Below are 586 nucleotides of genomic sequence, written 5' to 3'. Positions count from 1 at the left end.
AGCGTGCGCAGGCCCGCCGCGATCGCCGCGTGCAGCCCGCCGCTCGGGTCGTCGACGACGCGCACGCGCTCGAGGCCCTCCGTCACCGACGGGTCGCCCGTCACGACGATCACCTGGTCGGCGGATGCGCTCGCGCACGCGGCCGTGATCGCGTCGCGCGCGAACGCGACGGCGAGCGCAGCGCGCGCGTCGCCCGCCGCGAGGCGCGACTTGCCGATCGAGCCCTTGACGGGGATCACGATCGACCACTGCACGCCGCCCAGCCTACGGCGAGCCGGATGCGGGCTCGTCCAGCGCCCTCAGCGCTGGCTGTCGTCGTCGTCGATGGGCGGGATCACCCGCAGCAGGCTCGGCGGCAGGGCGGCCGTGAGCGCGCGCCGCCACCACGGCTGCGAGCGGGCGAGGGCGTGGCGCACGGCGCGCACGTCGGCGTCGACAGCGCCGCGCTCGCGCGGGCCCGCGTCGAACACCGCTCGCTCGGCCGCGAGCCGCACGCGGTCGCTCGCGGCGGCCGCGGCCGCGGGGACGCGTCCGGCGATCGCCGCCTGCACCTCGCCGGGCGTCGCCGACGCGGGCAGCCGGTGCC

Annotated in this window: 1 protein-coding gene and 1 pseudogene; both read right to left on the bottom strand. The window is 79.0% G+C overall.

Annotation, left to right across the window (positions count from 1 at the left end; genetic code table 11):
- Positions 1-254: pseudogene (locus NWP09_RS13170) on the bottom strand (2-phospho-L-lactate guanylyltransferase); the annotation flags it as partial.
- Positions 255-299: 45 nt separating this feature from the next.
- Positions 300-586: hypothetical protein (locus tag NWP09_RS13165; protein ID WP_258275931.1), on the bottom strand; the 287-nt coding region annotated here is incomplete at its 5' end.

The sequence above is a fragment of the Agrococcus sp. HG114 genome (assembly GCF_024723325.1).
GTDB lineage: Bacteria > Actinomycetota > Actinomycetes > Actinomycetales > Microbacteriaceae > Agrococcus.
Note: the sequence above shows the minus strand (reverse complement) of the source record. Positions and strands in the feature narration are given on the sequence as shown.